This is a genomic window from Streptomyces sp. NPDC006743, assembly GCF_040703815.1.
Lineage (GTDB): Bacteria > Actinomycetota > Actinomycetes > Streptomycetales > Streptomycetaceae > Streptomyces.
Window position 1 is genome coordinate 214,154 of sequence record NZ_JBEYJA010000008.1, and the last position, 17,582, is coordinate 231,735.

The following is a 17,582-nucleotide window of genomic DNA, read 5'->3' on the forward strand; positions in this document are numbered from 1 at the left end:
GTTCACAACCGACCAGGAGTTGAACATGATCGTGGTGACCGGAGCCACCGGGAATGTGGGCCGACCTTTGACGCGGGCCCTGGCTGACGCGGGCGAGCAGGTGACGGCGGTGTCGCGGCACGCGATGGCGATGCCGGACGGAAGCCGGCATGTGGCGGCCGATCTGGCCGAGCCGTCGAGTCTCGCACCCGCCTTGGACGGGGCGAAAGCGCTGTTCCTCCTGCTGTCCGGCGACCTGCACGCCCCCGAGGCCAGTCCGGCCGACATCATCGCTCTGGCCGCCGCCAGCGGGGTCCGCCGACTCGTCCTGCTGTCTTCGCAGGGCGTGGCGACCAGGCCGCTCGGCCCGTCAAGGGTCGCGATGCGCGCGGTGGAGGACACGCTGCGGGAGTCCGGCCTGGACTGGGCCGTCCTGCGACCGGGCGGCTTCGCCTCCAACGCGCTGGCCTGGGCGCAGTCCGTCCGCACGCAAAAGACGGTCGCCGCGCCCTTCGGCGATGTCGGGGTGCCGGTCGTCGACCCGGCGGACATCGCCGAGGTCGCGGCGGCCTGCCTACTGGACGACCGGCACACCGGCAAGGTGTACGAGCTGACCGGCCCCGAGGTGATCACACCACGTCGGCAAGCGGAGACGATCGCCGCCGCGCTCGGCTCGCCCCTGTCGTTCCACGAACTCACCCGCGAGGAAGCCAAGGCCATGATGACCCGGTTCGTACCGGCTGAACTCGCGGACGACACCTTGGACATCATCTCCGCCCCGAACCCGGCCGAACTGCGGATCAGCCCGGACGTGGAACGAGTCCTCGGGCGTGCCTCGCGCCCCTTCGACAGCTGGGTCGCCCGCAACATCGCTGTTTTCCGCTGAGGCACGACTCGACCGAAGCACCCTGGCGGCCTCGTGCGGCTCCGGCCGCGCGAGGCCTCGTCCACCTCCGCAAGTGTCTGTTCCACGCAGGGATGGCAGCCAGGACCGCGCGGCCGACAACGTCCTTGGTGCTGCGGACGGTTCCCACGCCTCGTGGTCGTTGCGGTAGCCGGGCAGCGGCCGGCCGACGGCGACGACAAGGGGAGTGTCAGCGTCGTTGACGGCCCGGTGGTGGGGGAGTGCCGGCAGTCCTTCGACTGCTCGGCGATGATGCGGTCAAGGGCGGGCACCAGGATTCCGTCCGTGATCAGTGCGGTGGCCTCGCGGAACCGTCTGCGCGGCCGGAGCGCGAGCGACGGCCCGAGGCGGTCGATGAAGCGATCGGCCGTGGAATCCGAGCTGTCGAACGGCGCCGCGAGCTGACGTTGTGTCAGAGTGCCGCGCCGGTGTACGACGACGAGCAACGCCCGTTTCTCCAAAAGCATTTACGGCTGGCCCTTGCTGACCGGTCCGCGCCTTCGCGCCGAGGCTCGGTGACCGGCTTGTCGAACTGACGCGGACTGAGCCCGCTGAACGAGGTGCTTCCAGGACGGCTCGCAAGCAGTGATCACCCCAGCCGCGGCGAGATGGTCTCAAAGATCGACGGCATGGCACGATGACCGCCATGTCAGGTCAGGTCTGGGTGTCACTCATATCGCTGGGCGGCGTCGTCCTCGGTGGTTCGTTGTCCTATCTCGTCCAGCACAGGACTCAACTCTCGGCGGAACGCGCTGAACAGCAGCGGCAGCGGATCGCTCTGTCGGAAGCCCGGCGCGGGGAACGGCTGGCGCTGCTGGAGCGGTTCATCGAGGTGTCGGCAGAGGCCGAACGCTGCGCCTACACCCGGCCGGCGGAGTGGGACGACACCCATGCCTGGTACCTCGCGACCCGGAAAGTCATGGCCAGGTTCTGGGTCGCGGATCGGCTCATCCGCATCCAATTCCCCCTGCGCGTGCACGACGCCGCACACGCGCACTTCCTCGACCTCAACCGGACGGTGTGGGAAGGCCTGCCCGACGGCGAGAGCGTGCGGGACTACTTGGAGGGCAACCGACTGGCGTTTCTGGACGCGGCCCGTGCGGTCATGGGGTAGCCCAGCACATACCTCGCTACGTGGCCAGCCCCTGGTGTGTGAGGAGAAAAGCCGGACGACGGCCGATCACAGCCATGTCAGCTGATGACTGAGGTGGTCTTCACTGAGGCGATGCCCGGCGGAGGCGGCGGCGCTCAGGAGACCGGTCTCGCTGACCGGGGCGGGACCCGTGCCGGCCCTGTCACCGCCACCTGCGCGGTACCCGCTCCGGCAGACGCCTGACCAGCCACGCGCTGAGCAGGCCGAGAGCGGCACCGGCGACGACGTCACTGGGGTAGTGGGCGCCGGACTGCACCCGCTCCAAGGCCACCAGGGCGGCTGGTACCGCGCAGACCGTCCCGGCCGACGGCCACGAGGGGGTGACCGCCGCGGTGAACGCCACGGCTGCCGCGGTGTGCCCGGAGGGGAACGACGAGGAGCTGGGGCGGTCCTCGACCTCGTCGTGAGGAATCCATTCCTTGGGCGGCCGAGGCCTCCCACTCACCTGCTTGCACACGCCGTTGGACACCAGTTGCGCCAAGAGCAGAGCCGTCACGCCGGCGACCGCCGCCTTGCGACCCTCCCTTCCACCGACCCAGGCCATCGCCACGGCGGCACCGCACCACAACTTGCTGCCTTCCGCCGCTTCCTCCACCGCCGACAGCGTGCGGTGAAGCGCCGGCTCCCGCCAGGAGGCCATCCGCTCGGTCAGACGCCGGTCCATCTCGCGCACTGCGGCCAGCAACCTCATGACCTGCTGGTATCCCGCGTTCATCAGATCACTCACGTATCTCGAGTGATGAGTTCCCACAGTGGAGCACCCGGGGTGTCTGTCTCACGCATGCTCTGGCTGCCATGGTTCGGCGCCCGTCAGTCGGCACGGCGGATCATGCGCTGCCGGGTACCGGCAGCGGCCCCTCGTCACGCCTCCCGCCCGCTGGCCACGCTCCGGCACGTCCACCGCGCCGTGGCTCTCCCAGCGGTGAGGAGGCGCAGCAGGCCAGGATCGAGCCGATTCGCCGCGAGCCCGCCCCGCGGGCGTCCGTCGCATGCGCGAGGTATCAAACTGATGTTCGTATCAATGGTCTCTCGATGGCCGCCCGCGCGCGCTGCACGGGGCCTGAGCGAGTTCACCGGCAGGATGCGGACGGACCTCACATCGCCTCACTGACGGTGGAGGGGGGGCCAGGGCCGGCGATCGCCCAACGACAGGCCTGCCGCCGGTGAGGTCGTCACCGGCATCCTCCCAGCAGCTCCCGCGTCCCCTCACATCCGTCCGGTCCGCATCGGATCTCTGGGTACACGTGCCGGGTGACCATTCCCTCCGCGCCGACGTCCAGCGACTCGTCCCAGGGCGAGACCCCCGTGCTCAAGAAGGCACTGACGACGCCTCTGCTCTACTTCTTCATCCTCGGCGACGTGCTGGGCGCGGGCGTCTACGTCCTCGTCGGCCAGATCGCCGCGAAATCGGGCGGCGCCGTGTGGGTGCCGCTCCTCCTCGCCCTGCTGCTGTCACTTCTGACGGCCGCCTCGTACGCCGAACTCGCCACCAAGTATCCGCGGGCCGGCGGCGCCTCCCACTACGCGACCCTCGCCTACGGGCCCTTCACCGGCTTCCTCGCCGGATACTGCATGCTCGCCGCAGGCATCGTGTCCGTCGCGGCACTGGCCCGGGGGTTCGCCGGTGACTATCTGACCACCTTCGTCACCCTGCCCGTCGTGCTGGTGGCAGCCGTGTTCCTGGGGGCCCTGGCCCTCCTCAACGCCCGGGGCATCAGCGAGTCCACCCGGGCCAATCTCGTCGCCACCCTCGTGGAGGTCGGCGGTCTCCTGCTCGTCGCCGGCCTCGGCGTCTGGCTGTTCCTGCGCGGCGACGGCGACCCCGGCAGGCTCACCCGCCTCGGCACCCCCGGCACGGGGGCCGCCGCCGGAGCCCTGGGCGGAACGGTGCTCGCGTACTACTCCTTCGTCGGCTTCGAGACGTCCGTCAACGTGGCCGAGGAGACCCGTGACCCGCGACGCTCCTACCCCCGGGCCCTCTTCGGCGCCCTGGTGACGGCGGGGGCCGTCTACGTCCTCGTCGGGGTCGTCGCCTCGGCCGCCGTTCCCACCGCGACACTGGTCCACTCCAGTGGCCCGCTGCTCGAAGTGGTGAAGGAGGCGGGCGGTGTGCCGCCGAAGCTGTTCAGCGCCGTCGCCCTCGTCGCCGTCGCCAACGGCGCGCTGCTCACCGGCATCATGAGTTCCCGACTGGCCTACGGCATGGCACGCGACGGCCTCCTTCCCCGCTTCCTGACCCGGGTGCTTCCGGGGCGCCGTACCCCCTGGGCCTCGATCGCCACCACGACAGCCGTGTCCTTCCTGCTGGCGCTCACGGGAGACGTGGCGACGCTCGCCTCGACCCTCGTGCTCCTGCTCCTCGTGGTGTTCTTCATCGTCAACACCGCCGTCCTCGTCCAGCGGCGCGACCGGCCGGCCCGGTCGCACTTCCGGGCGTACACGGCCGTCCCCGTCCTCGGAGCAGTGTCCTGCGTGGTGCTTGCCACCCAGGTGGAGGCCGAGGTGTGGCTTCGCGGGCTGGGTGTCATCGCGGTCGGCGTGGTTCTGGGGGCCGTCGCCACCGTGCGCCGGCGCCGGTCCGCGTCCTGAACGAGGGCCACCGGGCGCAGGCTGCGGGCCACTTCCCGCGGAAACCTCACGGGCCGCGAGACCCGCCAGATCCGGCGACGATCCGCGCCTTCGCCGTACCGCCCCCGCCCTTTTCTGCTGCTGTCGCTCGCGTCTCCTCGTACGCCGCGACGGGATCGTCGTCGCCCACGCGCGAGAGGGCGCGGGACGACTGGGTCAGTGGGTCTGCTGGGGGCAGGTGGCGTGGATGACGTGGTCGACGACGTCGTGGAGGCTGGAGCGGTGCCGGTAGGCGGCGCGCTGCCGGTCGGCTCCGTTTCCCCGGGTGCGCAGGCGGTCCCACTGGGTGCGTACCAGGTCGAGGTCGCCGTTGCGGTGCAGGGCGTGGGAGATGGCGCGCAGCATGTGCTCGGTCTGCCTGGTCTGAGGGAGCAGCCGGCGGGTGACGGGGTCGAGGGCGTGTCCGCTCAGACCGTCGCGTGCCGCCCGCCAGCAGGCCGCGCGCAGCATCTCGGGGGCGGGCCGGGGTGCCGGATCGCCGGCGCGGACGGCGGTGAGGGCGGTGGCGGTGAGGGCGCGGACGACGGCGGCGAGCAGGACGGTGTCCTCGGGGGTGAGCCCCGCGTCCGCGACGCGTACCTCCATGGTGGGCAGGTGGTGGGAGGGGCGGATGTCCCAGTAGAGGCCGCCGCGGTCCATGACGGTCCCCGTGGCGATGAGCTCTTCGACCAGGCTCCGGAAATGGGCGGGGGACTCGAAGTAGGGCGGTGGGCCGGCCACCGGCCACCGCCCCCAGGTGGTGGTGCGCCAGCTCGCGTAGCCGGTGTCGCGGCCGGCCCAGTACGGCGAGTTCGCGGTGAGCGCGATCAGCGTGGGCAGCCAGGGCCGCAGGTGGTTGCTCACTTCGATCGCTTCACCCGGATCGGCCACGCCGACGTGTACGTGACACGCGCACGCGCTCTGCTCGTCGTCCAGGGCGCGGAACAGGGACAGGCTTTCCGCATAGCGCGGGCCCGGGGTGAGGGGCACGGGGGTGACCAGGCCGAGGACGGGGGATCCGCTGGACGCGATGCGCAGGCCGCGGCCGGCGGCGGCGCGTGCCAGGACCGCTCGCGTGGCGCGCAGCTCTTCGGCTGCCTCGCTCAGGCGGGTGTGCGGCTCGGTACGCCCTTCGATCTGATAGCGGGTCAGTTCGGTGCCGACGCGGTGGCCGAGCTGACCGGCGGCCGTGGCGGCGACTTGCGGACCCTGGGGACTGACGGTTCTGGTGACGGGATCGACGAGGAGGAACTCCTCCTCCACCCCCACCGTCAGCGGAGCGGCCACCCCCACCGGGGCGGCGGGGCGGATGGCGGGGACGTCGTCCGGCGGTGACTGCTGCTGCGGCTGACTGGTCATGGTGGTGCACTGTGGCAGAGGACGCTGCCTGACACGAGGCGAAACGGCGCACTCGTCCGGTTCGGGACCGAGCGAGGGAACGCACGCCCGCGTGCGCCCAGCAGGCCGGCCACCTCCCCTGGCCCGGCGTCGGCTGTTCGCGGAGCCGGTCAAGGGCAGGCGAAGGCAGCGGTGACACGTCGGTCCGCACGGTCTTCCCGGCTGGTCACGGTGCGTAGCACACTCCTTGGTCAGGGGCACCTTCCTCGCAGCGTCGCCGGTCCCAGGGGCCGCGTGTCAGCAGCCATATCTCCTCGGACCGGGTGAGCGCGTCCGTGACCTCCCTCCGGACCCCTGCCAGAGGCACGAGCGCCGCCTCTCTCGCATCGGGACCCTCGGCTACGAGCCCGAGCGGGACTGCCGGCCGGGGCGACGCCCGTGTAGACGGAGCGCTTCGGGGCAGGCGAGGCGGGACACCTGGGGCGTAGGAGGTTGCGTGTTCGAGGGCTTCGAGCTGACACGGTGCGAGGGGAACGGTGCTCGTCTGCGGGTGCGTCACGGCGGCGGGGGACCGGCAGTGCTGCTCCTGCACGGTCACCCGCGCACCCACGCGACCTGGCACCGCGTCGCCCCCTTGCTGGCCGCGTCCGGTCACACGGTGGTCTGTCCCGACCTGCGCGGCTACGGTCAGTCCGACAAGCCCCCTACCGACCCGGACCACCGGCCGTACTCCAAGCGAGCCATGGCCGACGACTGCCTCGCGGTCATGCGTCGCCTCGGACACGAGCGGTTCGCCGTCGTCGGACACGACCGGGGCGCGTACGTGGCCACTCGCCTCGCCCTGGACCACCCGGAAGCGGTGTCGGCCGTGAGCGTCCTGGACGCCGTCCCCCTCGGGGAGGCCCTGCGACGCTGCGACGCGGCGTTCGCCGCGAGCTGGTGGCACTGGTTCTTCCTCGGACAGACCGACAAGCCCGCCGAACGCGTCATCAATGCCGACCCCGACGCCTGGTACAAGGCCACACCCGATCAGATGGGCGCCGAGGCGTACGAGGACTACCACCGCGCCGTTCACGACCCCGCGACCGTGCACGCCATGTGCGAGGACTACCGCGCCGGTCTCGGTGTCGACCGGGAACATGACGACGCCGACCGTCGGGCCGGCCGGCGCATCGAATGTCCGCTGCAGGTGCTGTGGGCCACCCGCGACGACATGGCCGACCTCTACGGCGACGTGCTGGGCGTGTGGCGGGACTGGACGGGCAATCGGCTGGAAGGGGGTTCCGATCGACTCCGGACACCACATCGCCGAAGAGGCGCCCGAAGCGCTCGTCGTCGCCCTGCGGCAGTTCTGGCGGAGCACCGAAGGGCACGGCCCCCGCCAGGAGCACACACCCGGCCCGCGCAATCGCTGAGCGGCCGGTCGAAGCGCCGGGTCACCGTCCGCTGACGCTTGCCGGACCGGACCCGGACCGGACCGGACCTGGACCCGGGCGCGGGGCCGTCATGGACCACGCGTGTCATGACGGGGAACCCGGAGCCGGGTTACTCGGGCGTTCGGGAGCACTCGCCGGGAGGCAGGCTGCCGAGCGGGTTCCGCCGCTGTCCTCCCGCACCCGGGAGCCGCGCGAGCTGGACCGCGCCTGCTGCCCTCGTCAGGGGGTGGGGCCGGGGACGGGGGCGGTGGCGTAGCGGCTGGAGATGCGGCGGTCGAGCTGCTCGTCGAGTTCCTCGCCCTGGGCGAGGGCGTCGCGCAGGTCGCGGAAATACTGCACGAACAGGTCCGGGGTGAAGGTGGCCAGGAAGGTGGCCGGTTCGTCAGCGGGGTTGGCGAAGGTGTGCGGCGCTTCGGTGGGCGCGAGGACCAGGGTCCCGGGCGGGGCGTCCCAGGTGCGGTCGCCGGTGGTGAAGCGAACCGTGCCGGACAGGACGTAGAAGCCTTCGTCGTGCCCGGCGTGGCGGTGCAGCGGCGGCCCGCTGCTGCGCGGTGCGAGGGTCGCCTCGCACAACGCGAGCCGGTGTCCGGTCCTGCCGCCGTCCTCCAGGACGCGGATCCGGATCGGCCCCAGTTCGATGACCTCTCCGTCGCCCGGCCCCACGATCGATACTTCCTGTGCCATGCGCTCACGTTACGGCCCGGCAGCCGGCCGGCGGGATGGACGCCACGAGGCGGGCCGCCCCCCTGCGCCCGAAGTTCAGCCGGTCGGTCCACCCGGCGGCCGGACGGTGCGCGAGCCCGGTCCTGCGCGGCACGATCGGCCCGAGGACGGCGAACGGAACGCGGCTCGGCCGGCGGTGACGAGTCCGGCCTTCATGGCAGACCGGCCGGTCTTGTCCTCCTTCTGGCTGCCCCGGCGACCGAGGGGACCCGCCCGCTGCGTCTCGGCTCACCTCACGGCGGGCCGGGCGCCGAGGCCGAGAAGGCGCAAGGGCCTGACGGACGCACAGGACCGGCGTGGAGCCGTTCGGCGAAGTGGCGTGGCCCGTCCGGCATCAGCGCGCGACGCCGCGCATCAGGTGCTGGAGGCCGCGTTCGCCGGCCGGAGTCCGCGCCCCTGCCCGCACGCCGGCGCTGATGAGGTGTTGAGCGGCCGGCACACGGAACGTGGAGGCCCAGGCGTCGTTCTCACGGCGGAGACGTTTCCGGAAGTCGCGGACGGGCAGCGAACGCTCGGCCGCTTCGATGACACCGCCGGGCACCGCGGCGATGTTGCGGGCGACACGGTCGGCGTACTCGTCGAGCTCTTCAGCCGGCAGGGCCCGGTTGATCCAGCCGTAGGACGCCGCGGACTCGGCATCGAACAAGTCGGCGGCGAGGACCACCTCCGGCGCGGCGGTCGCGCCCCACGCGGTCCCGGAGGTACTGCGTTCCGCCTCCGCCGGGGACGCTGCCCATGAGCGCTCCGGTCTGACTTTCAACCCCCTGTGCGCTGACGTCGGCCCGGCGGACGCTCGGGGCACCGATGTGCCCCCGCGTCCGCCATGCCGTGGCCCCGCTGCTCAGACTGCGGTGGCACCAGACGCCAGGGTGTCCCCGTCGGCGCCGTCCAGGGCCACGGCCAGGCTCCGGGGGCGCATGTCGGTCCACGTCTGTTCGATGTGGTTCAGGCAGGCGCGGTGACCGTCCGGGCCGTGCACGACGCTCCACCCGGCGGGCACGGCGAAGCCTTCCGGCCACAGCGAGTACTGGCCCTCCTCGTTGCGCAGCACGAGGAAGGTGCCGTCCTCGTCGTCGAAGGGGTTGCTCATGGAGTCCTCCAGGGACGGTCGGGTCAGGTCATCGCGACGAGTATGCGGCGCTCGCCGGTGAAGGGCTCGCGGCCGTGTGCCATCCGCATGTTGCTGACGAGCATGATGTCGCCCTGCCGCCAGGGCAGCGCGAGCGAGGCACGGTCGTAGGCGACGCGGACGGCCGCCAGATCGGCGTCGGGGATCGGACTGCCGTCCCCGAGCAGGGCGTTGCGGGGGAGGCCGTCCTCGCCGTAGGTCTCCAGGAGCACTTCGCGCAGGTCCGGCTCCAGGCTGGACAGGTGGAACAGGTGCGCCTGGTTGAACCACACCTCGGCTCCGGTGCCCGGGTCGACGGCGGTGGCCGGGCGGTGGTGGCGGGTGTGCAGGATGTCGCCGTCCCAGGAGAACTCCTGGCCGTGCGTGCGGCAGTGGCGTTCGACGTCGCCGCGGTCCTCGGTCTGGAACGCCTCCTGCCAGCTCAGTCCCATGTCGGCGCGGAACGTACGGGTGTAGACGACCCCCTTGGCGAACCGCTCCCTGACCTCGGCCGGGATCAGGTCGAGGACGACGCGGCCGTCGGCGATGGGCGTGGCACCGCCGAAGCCCGGCGCGGTGTGGCAGAAGAAGTACACCGCGGACGGCCAACTGGCCGCGTAGGAACTCTCGTTGTGCATCGGGATGGGCTGGTCGGCAGGGTACTCGGTCGAGGTGTAGATGTTCCCCTTGACCGCTCTGCGCGGGGTGGACCGCTCGGTGTAGCGCAGCAGGTCGCCGCCGACGGACCCGACCACGTCGTGGAAGCCGTCGATGCCGTCGCCGTCGGTGCGCAGGCCGTGCAGCAGGATCAGTCCGTCGGTGGCGAGGCGCTCGCGCAGGTGCGGGCCGTGGGAGCGCACCCAGTCGGGGCCCGCGTCGCCGAGCGGCCCCAGGTCGTATTCGGCGCCGGTGGTGAGTCCGCCGCCGCGGGGCCGGGGGGAGATCCCGCCGAGCGGCGTGAGCGTTACTGGCCAGGTCACTTGGGCACTCCTTCGGCGATGAGCGGTGCGGCGTCCGGCTGGGCCGCGAGGATGCGTCGCACGGTGCGTTCGCGCAGGACGGTGGTGAGTTCGAGGCGGATCCCGGCCCTGCGGGCCCCGGCGACCAGCTTCAGCGCGGTGATGCTGCTCCCGCCGGATGCCACGAAGTCGGCGTCGGCATCGATCCCCGGGACACCCAGGGCCTGCGCCAGCAGCTCGCACAGCGCGGTCTCCGCCGGGCTGCGGGCACCCGGCGCGGCCTCCTGAGCAGGGGGCTCGGGCAGCGCCGCACGATCGAGTTTCCCGCTGGGGGAGAGCGGCAGTGCGGGTACCGTGACGAACGCCGACGGCACCATGTACGGCGGCAGCTTCTCGGCCGCGTACCGCGCCGGCGTGCTCACGTCGGGCGAGGCCCCGGGGCCCGGAACCAGGTAGGCGACGAGCCGACGGGCGTCCGCCCGGCCGACCGCGACGACCGCGCAGTCCGCCACGCCCGCATGGCCGCGGAGCACGGCCTCGATCTCGCCGGGCTCGATCCGGTACCCGGAGATCTTCAGCTGCTCGTCCGCGCGTCCGAAATACTCGAGGTCACCGTCGGGGCGTTCGCGCACCAGGTCGCCGGTCCGGTACATCCGGGAGCCGTCGGCGGCGAACGGGTCCGGCACGAAGCGTTCGTCGGTCAGTTCCGCGCGCCCGAGGTAACCGCGCGCCAACTGCCGCCCCGCGACGTGCAGTTCACCCACGTCGCCGGTGGCGACGCGGCTGCCCTGCGCGTCGAGCACGTACAGGCGTGTGCCCGTGAACGCCCGCCCGATGGGGACGGCGCCGGGACCCATGGCGTCGCCGGGGCGCAGGACGTGTGCGCAGCAGCCGACGGTCGCCTCGGTGGGCCCGTACTCGTTGACGACCGTGACGCCGGGGTGCGCGGCGCGCCACTGCCCGAGCGCGGCGCCGGTCAGTGCCTCGCCACCGATCACGAGCTGCCCGGTGGGCAGGCAGGAGTCCGGGAGCAGGCTCAGCAGGGGCAGATGCGACGGGGTGATCTTGAGGAAGGTGGGGCGTGCCGCGTCGGCGGGCGGCGGCTGTTCGCCGGACGCGACCGCCTTGAGGTCCAGGACGTGGATCGCGCCGCCGCTCACGAGCGGGCCCCACAGGCTGGTCACCGCCATGTCGAACGACACCGAGGAGTGCAGCACCGCCCGTCCGGCCAGCCCGTCGTAGCGCGCGCGGGCCTGCGCCAGATAGGTGCCGAGCGCGCCCTGCTCGACCAGCACGCCCTTGGGCCGTCCGCTGGAGCCGGAGGTGTAGATCACGTAGGCCGGATCACCGTCCCTCACGGGAGCCGCGTGGAACGGACGGGCGGGCGCCGACGCCTCGTCCAGGGTGAGGGTGCGTCCGTCGTCCGAGGGGCGCTCGGCCAGCAGCAGCGCGGCGGCGCAGTCGTCGAGGATGTGCCGCTGCCGGTCCTGCGGGTCGTCCTCGGAGAGCGGTACATAGCCCGCCCCCGTCAGCGTGACCGCGAGGAGCGCGGCGACCAGTTCGGGGCCGGGCGCCAGGCGCACCGCCACCAGCGTGCCGGGGCCCGCCCCGCGTGCGGCCAGCGTCCGGGCGATGCGCCCGGCACGCCGTTCCAGCTCGCGGTACGTCCACACTCTGCCGCCGTGGACGACGGCTTCGGCGCCGGGGGTCCGGGCGGCCTGGTCGAGGAAGGCGTCGCGCAGGGCCAGGGTCATCGGCTCGCCTCCTGTTCGCGAAGGAGCGCGGCCAGCGCGTCGGCGACCTGCGGGGAGTTCAGCAGATCGGCGCGGGCGACGTCGAAGCCGTGCTCGGTGTCGGTGAAGCCGGTGCCCCGGTGCTCACGGGAGGTGAGCGAGGTGGCGGTGCGCCACTGCGGGGCGGGCGGCACGTCGAGCGCCGCCGTCAGATAGGCCAGGTAGGAGTCGAGGATGGCGGCCAGTTCGGCGCCGAGGGAGGCGTCCACCCCGAGCCGTTCGCAGAGCATGTCGCAGCCCTTCCGGTACAGGGCGGCGTACTGCTCGGCGACCGGGACCAGTGCGTCGGGCGCGTGCGCCTGCCGGATCGCGGTCATCTCGGCCAGCAGACCGGCGCGCTCCTCGTCCGTGAGGACGTCCATGCCGGCGACGAGGCCGCGGAAGTCACGGGTGAGCGTGGCGACGCCGGGTGCGCCCGGGTTGAAGAGCACGACCTGGGGCCGGTGGCCGTCCCGCTCGGCGAGGACGTCGGCGAGGGCCGAGGCGAAGACGCCGCCGGCGCAGTAGCCGACGACGGCCCGCGCCGGCTGCCCCGCCAGGACGGTGTCGAGCCCTTCCGTCCACCAGCGCAGATACTCGGCGCCGGTGGCGGCGGACCAGTCGCCGTCCGGGGTGGGCGCGACCGCGTGCCAGACCTCGACCGGATCGTGGAGCAGGTCGCACAGGTGGCGGAAGGTGGCCTCCTGGCGTCCCGTTCCGTAGAAGTCGACGGCGAGTACGACGGGTGCGTCCCCTGTGCGTATGCGCGACCAGTTCGCCGCGTTCTCGGACACGATCGGTTCACTCCTCGGCTTCGACGGGTGCGGTGCGGTCGGCGGATGCGGCGGCGGCCGGTCCGGTGTCGCCGGCTTCGAGGACCAGGGTCCGGCGGCGCACCACGGTCGTGACGGCGGTCGCGGCGGCCACGGCGAACGCGGCGGTGACGGTGAGGGCGGGGCCCTGGGAGTCGAGCAGCACACCGGCGGCGGCGCTGCCCGCGGCGAACCCTCCGTTGTTGGCCGTGGACACCCAGGTGTTGGCCTCGGTCGGAGCGGTCCTCGACGCCGTCACCAGGTCGTTGACCAGCAGGTAGGCGGTGGTGAACAGCGGAGCGAGACACAGTCCTACGAGGAAGGCGAACGCCCCGGCCGGCAGCGGGTTCCCGGTCAGGCACAGGGGCAGCACCGTCAGCGTGAACCCGGTGACGAGCACCGCGAACCGTCGCACCGGTGTGGAGCGCCAGCCGATCCGCCCGTAGGCGAGGCCGCCGACCGCGCTGCCCGCGGACAGCAGAGCCAGCAGGACACCGCCCGCGCCGGGCGAGCCCGCCCGGTCGGCGATGAACGGCAGCACGACCTGGAGCACGCCGACGACCAGGCCCACCCCGCCGAAGGACAGCACGATCGTGCGCATCCCGGGCAGGGCCATGGGCCGGCCGTGCGGCTGTGCCTCGTCGGGCCGGTCCGAGGCGGGGGCGGCGGCGGTCGCGGCGGACAGCACGAAGCAGACGGTTCCGGCCGCGATCAGCACCATGACCGTGATCATCGAGGCGAGGGGCGCGGCGACCGCGATCAGACCGCCCGCCAGCAGCGGCCCCACGGTGAACACCAGTTCCTCGGTGACCGAGTCGAGGGCGTAGGCGGTGTGCAGCAGGGGCTGGCGGCCGTGCAGGATCCTGGCCCACAGGACGCGCATGGTGGGCCCGAGCGGCGGCGCGAACACACCCGCGGCGGCGGCCGCGACGAGCAGCGCCGCGGTGGGTGCCCCGGCTTCGGCGAGCGTGATCAGCGCGGCGAGGCCCAGCAGATAGGGGACGGTGAGCCAGATCAGTCCGGTGCGTGAGCCCTTGCGGTCGATCAGGCGGGCGCGGGCGGGCGCGAACACGGTCAGGGTGGCCGACAGCGCGCCGGAGGTGAGTCCGGCGACGGCGAAGGACCCGGTCGCGTCGCGGACCGAGAGCAGCAGCGACAGCGGCAGCACGGCGAAGGACATGCGGGCCAGGCAGCTGCCGAGGAGCGGCGAGCGGGCCTCGCGCACGGCCAGCACCGCGAGGTAGGTGGGCCTGGCGTCGGCCTGTGTGCTCATGCCGCCACCTCGGCGAGGTCCACGGCGAGGCGGGCGAGGACGGCGGCGCGCTCGGTCTCCACGAAGTAGTGGCCGCCGGGCAGGACGACGATCTCGCAGTCCCGCGCGGTGCACGCGCGCCAGCCCAGGATGGTCCGCCAGTCGGTCCCGTCGTCGTCGGCGCCCACGTAGACCTTCAGCGGCAGGTCGAGCGCGCCCGGCTGCGGGCGGTGGTAGCGGTCACCGGCCGCGATGTCGGCGACCAGGGTGGGCAGCACCGCTTCCCTGAGTTCCTCGTCCAGCAGGGCCTCGTCCCAGGGCCGTTCGTCCCGGAGCGTGGCGGCCAGCTCGTCGTGCGTCGCGGGGCCGGAGCCGTCCGGCGGAACCTGCGGGGGACGGCAGCCGGCCGCGATGAGCAGGCTCGGGGCCCGGCCCCGGGCCGCGAGCCGCGCCGCCAGTTCGTACCCCAGCAGGGCGCCCATGCTGTGGCCGAGGACGACCGTGGGCACGTCACCGGCAGGCAGCGCCGCGCACAGCTGCTCGGCGGTCTCCTCCACGGTGGCCAGGGGCGGTTCGGCGAACCGGTCGCCACGGCCCGGCAGATGGGCGGTGAGCAGCTCCACTCCGGAGGGCAGCGCGGCGGGCCAGTCCTTGAAGACGGCGGCGGTGCCGCCCGCGTAGGGCAGCGCGCACAGCCGCACCCGGGGCGGGCCGTCGCAGCCGCCGCTGAACCAGGGGTTGATGCGGGTGAGCGGGAAGTCCATGCCGGCCGCCCCTCACACCAGCAGCGAGGTGGCCGACTGCCGGGCGGACCGGGAGCGGCGCAGATCGCGGGTGATGTTGACGCGCTTGAGCCAGCGATCGCGGCCGTCGTAGGCGGCGGCGAACGCCTTGCGGCCGTGCACGGCCTGGTAGTTGTCGACGAGCAGCAGCGAACCCGCGTCCAGAGTGACGTGCCGCAGTCCGTCCTCGATGAGCGCGGCGATGGCGTCGTACGCCCGCCGGGCGGCCGCGTCCCCGGGCGCCGGACTCATGTAGGCCGGGTCGATCCGGAGATAGGGTTCGTCGGGGGCACCGAACAGGACGGCGACGCGCTGCGGGGTGTCGTCCATCTCGGCGATCGCCGCGAACCGGTCGGAGGACTGTGCGGCCGCCGCGTTCTGCTCGGGCGTGTGCGAGGTGTCGGGGCGGATCAGATAGCGCGGTTCGAGGAGCGCGGCCCGGTCCTCGGCGGTGAGCCGGGACAGGTCGGGCCAGCCCAGCGTGGTCGCGGCGCCCTGGTGGTTGCGCAGGCACAGCAGGCCCACGTAGTCGCAGCGCAGGGGGTGGAAGGCGTCCTCGGTGTGCCACAGCAGTTCGGCCTTGCTGCTGGAGCCCATCTGCTCGGTCTCCTCGCCGGGGACGGGCAGGACGTCGTGGACGAGCCGGCCGTTCTGCTGGGTGGTCCAGCCGAACGCTTCGCCGAGCAGGGCCGCGTGCAGCAGGAGCAGCAGTTCTTCGTTCCGCGTGCGCTCGGGATCCGGGGCGGGGCGGGCCGCGGGGGTCGGTCCGATCCGGTCGTCGTCGATGCCGAAGCCGGTGACCACCAGGGCGCGCGGGCTGTCGTAGAGCCGCATCGCGGTCAGCTCGGTGCGGATGCGCAGCGGCAGTCGCTGTGCTGCGAGGCGGGTGCGGTGCAGCAGCTCGACGGTGGAGTCGACCGGTACCTCGGACAGGGTGCGCAACAGGTCGTCGGCCTCCGCGTTCTCCTCCTCGGTGAGTGCGACGGTACGCAGCTGAGGGTCAGTCATGGTTCTCCTCGTCGAGGGCTGCCGCCAGAGCGGCGACGGTCTGTTGGCTCAGCAACTGCCGGACGGTCAGCCGGACGCCGGCCTGGCGGCACCGGGCGACGGCCCTGACGGCGAGGAGGGAGTCCCCGCCCAAGGCGAAGAAGTTGTCGTGCACGCCGATGCCGGGCAGGCCGAGCACCTGCGCCCACGCGTCGGCCAGGGTCTGTTCGAGGCCGGTACGGGGCGCTGCGGCGGTGTTGTCGCTGCGCGCGGCGGTCGGGCCCGGGGTGACCAGCCCGCCGAGTGCGCCGCGGTCGAGCTTTCCGGTGCCGGTGCGGGGCAGCGCGTCCACCTCGATGATCCGCGCGGGCAGCAGGTGGGCGGGCAGTCGTTCGGCGAGCCAGGAACGCAGCCCCTCGGAGGCCGAGCCCCCCTCGGTCGTACGCCGATGCCGGGTCGGCGTGTTCGTCAGCCGGGCCGACGGCTGCGGCGCGGGGTGGGGAACGAGCAGCGGACGGCCGTCATGGGCGCCCTTCCTGACCAGCAGGACGTCCATCGCGCCGCGCGGATCGGCGCCGGCCCAGCTGACGCTCACCCGGTAGGGGGTGGAGTCGGCCAGCGCCCACAGGTGCTCGGGGTCGACGGCCGTCGCGCCCGCGGGCGTCCGGAGCAGTTCGTTGTCGCGGGTCAGGCGGGCGTTGGGGACGCCGCGCACGAGCAGGGCGTCCGGGCCCCCGCCGTCCAGGCGGGCGGACAGCGACGCGAGGTCGTGCACCTGGTCGCCCCAGGTGACCACCTCCGCCTCCGGGGCGGCCGGGCGGTCGCCCACGTGCAGCACCACGTCGTAGCGGTACAGGCTCATCTCGTTGCGGTGCCGTCCCCTTCGGGGCAGGACCTCGACGCCGGTGACGCGGGGCGAGCGGGCGGCGAGCGCGGTGAAGTACTCCGGAGAGATCAGCAACTCGCTGTCTCGGGAGGCGAGTTCGTCGGCGGCGCGGGCCAGGTCATGCGCGGGGCCACCGGGGCCGGCGTGGGCGAGGGCCTGGCGGGCGTAGAACTGCGGGGCGAGGGCGAGGTTGCGTACGTCTCCGACGAAGACGCGTCCCTGGTCGGCCGTGGCGTCGACGGCCCGGTCCAGGACGGCGTCGAGATAGGCGCGGTCGGGAAAGTACTGGACGACCGAGTTGATGACGACGAGGTCGGTGGACGCGGCGCCGACACCGGTGAAGTCGGTGGCCTCGCGGTGGTGCAGCCGCGCCCGGTGCGCGGGGCGCCGGCGCAGTCCGTCCCGGAGCCACTCCACGGCGGGGCGCGAGAAGTCGGTGCCGGTGTACTCGGTGACGTGCGGCAGCAGCCGCCACATGAGCAGCCCGGTGCCGCAGCCGATCTCCAGGACGCGTCCGGCCGGCCGGTCCAGGAGGCGGGCGACCGTGGTGTCGACCCACTCCCGCATGTGCTCCACGGGGATCGGCTCGCCGGTGAGGCTGTCGTTCCAGCCCTTGATGTTGAAGGTGAGTTCACCGTCGGCGGCGTCGGCGTGGGTCGTCTCGAAGACCGCGTTCCAGTCCTCGACCTGCGCCTCCTGGCCGCCGTCGGCCGGACCGCCGTGCGGGGCGCCGGCTCCGAGCGCGACGAGGGCGACCAGCCGGGCGGTGCCGTCGTCGGCGGCCACGGTGACGGCGGCTTCCTTGACGGTGGGGTGGTGGGTGAGGACGGCTTCGATCTCGCCGGGTTCGATGCGGAAGCCGCGGAGTTTGATCTGGTCGTCGG

General features: G+C 72.9%; 15 protein-coding genes and 2 pseudogenes. 4 read left to right on the plus strand and 13 right to left on the minus strand.

What is annotated here, in order from left to right:
• Window positions 1-25: 25 nt before the first annotated feature.
• Window positions 26-865, plus strand: a complete 840-nt coding sequence (locus ABZ719_RS10200; RefSeq protein ID WP_366724761.1) for an NAD(P)H-binding protein — start codon at window positions 26-28, stop codon at window positions 863-865.
• Window positions 866-994: 129 nt separating this feature from the next.
• On the opposite strand, the pseudogene ABZ719_RS10205 reads toward ABZ719_RS10200, so the two are convergent.
• Window positions 995-1,476 (minus strand): annotated as a pseudogene (locus ABZ719_RS10205) (IS5/IS1182 family transposase); the annotation flags it as partial.
• A gap of 44 nt (window positions 1,477-1,520) precedes the next feature.
• Between ABZ719_RS10205 and ABZ719_RS10210 the strand changes: the two are divergent.
• Window positions 1,521-1,997 (plus strand): hypothetical protein, encoded by a 477-nt coding sequence (locus tag ABZ719_RS10210; protein ID WP_366724762.1) that lies wholly within the window; start codon window positions 1,521-1,523, stop codon window positions 1,995-1,997.
• Window positions 1,998-2,178: 181 nt separating this feature from the next.
• Here the strand turns inward: ABZ719_RS10210 and ABZ719_RS10215 are convergent, their stop codons facing one another.
• A complete protein-coding gene (locus ABZ719_RS10215; RefSeq protein WP_366724763.1) occupies window positions 2,179-2,763 on the minus strand; it encodes a phosphatase PAP2 family protein in 585 nt (194 codons plus the stop codon).
• A 524-nt stretch (window positions 2,764-3,287) separates the two neighbouring features.
• Here ABZ719_RS10215 and ABZ719_RS10220 point away from each other — a divergent pair.
• Window positions 3,288-4,625, plus strand: a complete 1,338-nt coding sequence (locus ABZ719_RS10220; RefSeq protein ID WP_366724764.1) for an APC family permease — start codon at window positions 3,288-3,290, stop codon at window positions 4,623-4,625.
• A 195-nt stretch (window positions 4,626-4,820) separates the two neighbouring features.
• Here ABZ719_RS10220 and ABZ719_RS10225 read toward each other — a convergent pair whose 3' ends face one another.
• Window positions 4,821-6,002 carry a glutamate--cysteine ligase gene (locus tag ABZ719_RS10225; protein WP_366724765.1) on the minus strand — a complete coding sequence of 394 codons (1,182 nt, stop codon included), beginning with the start codon at window positions 6,000-6,002 and terminating at the stop codon, window positions 4,821-4,823.
• A 475-nt stretch (window positions 6,003-6,477) separates the two neighbouring features.
• Here ABZ719_RS10225 and ABZ719_RS10230 point away from each other — a divergent pair.
• Window positions 6,478-7,396: pseudogene (locus tag ABZ719_RS10230) on the plus strand (alpha/beta hydrolase).
• Between the two features lie 240 nt (window positions 7,397-7,636).
• Here ABZ719_RS10230 and ABZ719_RS10235 read toward each other — a convergent pair.
• The 10 genes from ABZ719_RS10235 to ABZ719_RS10280 all read right to left on the minus strand — a co-directional run.
• Complete coding sequence (locus ABZ719_RS10235; RefSeq protein ID WP_366724766.1) at window positions 7,637-8,101, minus strand: cupin domain-containing protein; 465 nt, start codon at window positions 8,099-8,101, stop codon at window positions 7,637-7,639.
• Between the two features lie 373 nt (window positions 8,102-8,474).
• A complete protein-coding gene (locus tag ABZ719_RS10240) occupies window positions 8,475-8,786 on the minus strand; it encodes a hypothetical protein (RefSeq protein WP_366724767.1) in 312 nt (103 codons plus the stop codon).
• Window positions 8,787-8,981: 195 nt separating this feature from the next.
• A complete protein-coding gene (locus tag ABZ719_RS10245; RefSeq protein ID WP_366724768.1) occupies window positions 8,982-9,230 on the minus strand; it encodes an MbtH family protein in 249 nt (82 codons plus the stop codon).
• A gap of 23 nt (window positions 9,231-9,253) precedes the next feature.
• Complete coding sequence (locus ABZ719_RS10250) at window positions 9,254-10,228, minus strand: TauD/TfdA family dioxygenase (protein ID WP_366724769.1); 975 nt, start codon at window positions 10,226-10,228, stop codon at window positions 9,254-9,256.
• Window positions 10,225-11,961: a non-ribosomal peptide synthetase gene (locus ABZ719_RS10255; RefSeq protein ID WP_366724770.1), complete on the minus strand. Its 1,737-nt coding sequence runs from the start codon at window positions 11,959-11,961 to the stop codon at window positions 10,225-10,227. Before ABZ719_RS10255 ends, ABZ719_RS10250 begins: the two co-directional genes overlap by 4 nt.
• On the minus strand, window positions 11,958-12,773 hold the full coding sequence (locus tag ABZ719_RS10260) for a hypothetical protein (protein WP_366724771.1): 816 nt from the start codon (window positions 12,771-12,773) through the stop codon (window positions 11,958-11,960). The genes ABZ719_RS10255 and ABZ719_RS10260 overlap by 4 nt, the downstream gene beginning before the upstream one ends.
• A gap of 7 nt (window positions 12,774-12,780) precedes the next feature.
• Window positions 12,781-14,064: an MFS transporter gene (locus ABZ719_RS10265; protein WP_366724772.1), complete on the minus strand. Its 1,284-nt coding sequence runs from the start codon at window positions 14,062-14,064 to the stop codon at window positions 12,781-12,783.
• Complete coding sequence (locus tag ABZ719_RS10270; RefSeq protein WP_366724773.1) at window positions 14,061-14,807, minus strand: alpha/beta fold hydrolase; 747 nt, start codon at window positions 14,805-14,807, stop codon at window positions 14,061-14,063. The genes ABZ719_RS10265 and ABZ719_RS10270 overlap by 4 nt, the downstream gene beginning before the upstream one ends.
• 12 nt (window positions 14,808-14,819) lie before the next feature.
• Window positions 14,820-15,833 (minus strand): guanitoxin biosynthesis L-enduracididine beta-hydroxylase GntD, encoded by a 1,014-nt coding sequence (gntD, locus tag ABZ719_RS10275; protein WP_366724774.1) that lies wholly within the window; start codon window positions 15,831-15,833, stop codon window positions 14,820-14,822.
• The coding region (locus tag ABZ719_RS10280) for a phosphopantetheine-binding protein (protein WP_366724775.1) at window positions 15,826-17,582 on the minus strand (1,757 nt) is incomplete at its 5' end. The genes ABZ719_RS10280 and gntD, both read right to left, overlap by 8 nt.

What these genes read in the sequence shown, in the direction of transcription:
- ABZ719_RS10200 (WP_366724761.1), top strand. Translation starts at nt 26, where the DNA reads ATGATCGTGGTGACCGGAGCCACCGGGAATGTGGGCCGACCTTTGACG.
- ABZ719_RS10210 (WP_366724762.1), top strand. Translation starts at nt 1,521, where the DNA reads ATGACCGCCATGTCAGGTCAGGTCTGGGTGTCACTCATATCGCTGGGC.
- ABZ719_RS10225 (WP_366724765.1), bottom strand. Translation starts at nt 6,002, where the DNA reads ATGACCAGTCAGCCGCAGCAGCAGTCACCGCCGGACGACGTCCCCGCC.
- ABZ719_RS10235 (WP_366724766.1), bottom strand. Translation starts at nt 8,101, where the DNA reads ATGGCACAGGAAGTATCGATCGTGGGGCCGGGCGACGGAGAGGTCATC.
- ABZ719_RS10245 (WP_366724768.1), bottom strand. Translation starts at nt 9,230, where the DNA reads ATGAGCAACCCCTTCGACGACGAGGACGGCACCTTCCTCGTGCTGCGC.
- ABZ719_RS10255 (WP_366724770.1), bottom strand. Translation starts at nt 11,961, where the DNA reads ATGACCCTGGCCCTGCGCGACGCCTTCCTCGACCAGGCCGCCCGGACC.
- ABZ719_RS10265 (WP_366724772.1), bottom strand. Translation starts at nt 14,064, where the DNA reads ATGAGCACACAGGCCGACGCCAGGCCCACCTACCTCGCGGTGCTGGCC.
- ABZ719_RS10270 (WP_366724773.1), bottom strand. Translation starts at nt 14,807, where the DNA reads ATGGACTTCCCGCTCACCCGCATCAACCCCTGGTTCAGCGGCGGCTGC.
- gntD (WP_366724774.1), bottom strand. Translation starts at nt 15,833, where the DNA reads ATGACTGACCCTCAGCTGCGTACCGTCGCACTCACCGAGGAGGAGAAC.